Below are 2,863 nucleotides of genomic sequence, written 5' to 3'. Positions count from 1 at the left end.
ATGCTGTTCTGACGTCTGATGACGGGTCGATCTGGACACGTCTTGGCGATGGCCAGGGCGGGTTCGGTGCGGCTGAGAAGTACAAAGATGAAGTAATTGGTTCCAACGACGACGACCTGATCAACACACGTTACGGCAATGACACAGTATCTGCAGGCGACGGAGACGACGTCGTTCATGCAGGTGCTGGCAACGACATAGTAGACGGCGGGGAGGGTAATGACCGTCTATTCGGGGCGGCTGGCAACGACACGCTTCGAGGTCAAGATGGCGATGACGTTTTGTTCGGCGAAGGCGGCAACGACGTTCTCGAAGGTGGTGCCGATCAGGATACTCTTGAAGGGGGAGCTGGAGACGACACTCTTCAGGCCGGCGATGGCAGCGACGTTCTGATTGGCGGAACTGGTGACGATCGGCAGGAAGGTGGCGCAGGCGACGATACCTACGTTTACAACCGCGGCGATGGACATGATGCCATCTTAGATACGGGAAGCGCTGAGAACGGTGACATCCTTGTTTTCGGCGCAGGTATAAGCGTGGACCACCTGACACTCTCCCTCTCGGGCTCCAATCTGCTAATTGGGTTCCTTCCAGAAAACGCAGAGAGCGAGCCGGGTTCGACGAATGCTGGGCTTCCATCGCTCGAGGGATCGATCACGATCGAGGGATGGACGACGGCAAGCAAGCGTATCGAGCGAATTGCCTTCGACAATGGCGACAGCTTCTGGATTGGTCATCTGACCGCGTTCAATAACGATGTGTCTAGCACCCAAGCGCTTACCGGCGGCACGGCCAACGAATGGCTTGCCGGTTTCGGCGGAAGTGATCTGCTCAAAGGTGGCAGTGGTCATGACCTGATCCAGGGTGGCATTGACGATGACACACTGGAAGGACAGGACGGGCACGACGTTCTACTCGGCGGAGCGGGCAATGACAGCCTGAGTGGCGGCAAGGACGACGATGTCCTGGACGCCGGTCGTGGCAATGCGAACGCCGGCTGGCAAACACTAATTGGTGGTGAAGGCGATGATCAGTTTGTCCTGAGACGAGACAATGGCCGCGTAAGCATCACTGAAGTTTCTGGAGAAGGTGACGACACACTGATCTTCTCCGATCTCAACATCGCAGATCTGAGCATATCGACATACGATTATTCATCGGGAAGCGACAATCCGCTTGGCATGACATCCGAAACTGAACCGGATGCTTTGGTCCTCGCCTGGTCGAACGGCGTGGAAGCCGGTGAATACTGGTTGAACGACGGCGGCCAGCACTTTGAAACCATTTCGTTTGCAGATGGTTCCACGATCAAGTCGATTTCATCGCTTCAGGACGGTAGTTTCGATCTGACCGGTACGGACGACGACGACATTATCGTTGGATCGGCTGGGAATGACGTGATCAAGGGCGGTGCGGGTAAGGATACCGTGTCGGCCGGGGCAGGAAACGACGAAGTTCATTACAGTCTGGGAGACCAATTCTGGACGGACTATGAGGCGCGTGACGTTGGCGGTGAGGGGACGGATACTCTCATCGTTGAAGCTGGATCCGGCTTTGTCACGGAGAAGCTTTCAGATCTTGGCTTTGAGATTTTCAAAGGCGCTGAACTCGATGATCGCGTAACAGGAAACCTTGCGAGCATCGACTACCATCTTGATGGCGGCGCAGGAAACGATGTTCTGACCGGTGGCAGTGGCAGCGATACGCTCATCGGTGGTGAAGGTGCGGATCAACTCGAGGTAGGTGCGGGCGTTGCAGGCAAAGAACAAAGCGCCGACGGAGGGGCCGGTAACGACACTTACATCATCCGTCCTGAGACTTCCTACCTCTGGATTACCGAAGATCCTGATGGCGCAGTTGGCGGCAGCGATACGCTTCAATTCATTGATATCTCACAAGACCAACTGGAGATCGAAGTCGTCGACGATCCGGTCTTAGGGATCTTTACGCAGATCTCATGGGGCGATGCAGCCAACGGCAAGTGGGTACGCTTTACAGGTTCAGCCATCCCTGTTGAGCAGTTCAGCTTTACGACGACCGAGGCTCAGAACGCAGTACCCTATGTGACCCGCGATCTTGCGTTGAATGCTCTTGAAAAGGTTGATGCTGGCTCGAATTGGAACCGTGGTGCCCATTCCGTGGATGGGTTTACCGGGGCTGGTTCTATGAGCACAACGGTTGCGCAGACCAATAAATCCACGATTGTTGGTGTCTCGGCGTCTCCGGTTGGTGACGACCGTACTTCGGTTGAGTACGGGATCTACACTCGCTCCGACAAGTATTTTTTTGTTTTTGAGTCCGGCATTGATAGGGGGAATTTTGGCACTTATTCGGTTGGCGATGTCTTCACAGTTGATCGTTTGGCTGACGGTACGGTTCAGTATCTGAAGAATGGGATTGTCTTTTACACCAGTACATTGTTGTCCGATCCAACTTTGACGCTTCATGCTGATGCGAGCATTTACCACGTCGGGGGCCGCATTGGTGACACGGTGCTGCAGAGTGGTAATGAACCGGCCCAGCTTGTGTCCTGGTCGCATAGACGCGATCTCATGCCAGTTGAAACGGACAGTTCAATTACGACGATTCACAAAGATCTGAACGGTGACAACATTGTTGATGCTGTTCTGACGTCTGATGACGGGTCGATCTGGACACGTCTTGGCGATGGCCAGGGTGGCTTCGGTGAGGCTGAGGCCCAGGGCCGCGATCTTGCGACGAACGTGCTCGAAAAGACTGGTGGGAGCAACACCTCGAGTGATCGTTGGGCATATTCCCAAGAGAGTTTTACCGGTGCCGGCGTTCTGACCACAACGGTAATTCAGTCAAACAAGCAGGTTACGTTCGGGCTGTCTTCTGGAGA

General features: G+C 54.7%; 1 protein-coding gene. It reads left to right on the top strand.

The window, feature by feature from the left end; genetic code table 11:
- Nucleotides 1–2,863: calcium-binding protein (locus RBB47_RS30935; protein WP_305989788.1), on the top strand; the 2,863-nt coding region annotated here is incomplete at both ends.

It is taken from the genome of Roseibium sp. MMSF_3544, assembly GCF_030732845.1.
GTDB lineage: Bacteria > Pseudomonadota > Alphaproteobacteria > Rhizobiales > Stappiaceae > Roseibium.
This window is presented reverse-complemented; position numbering and strand designations above follow the sequence as displayed.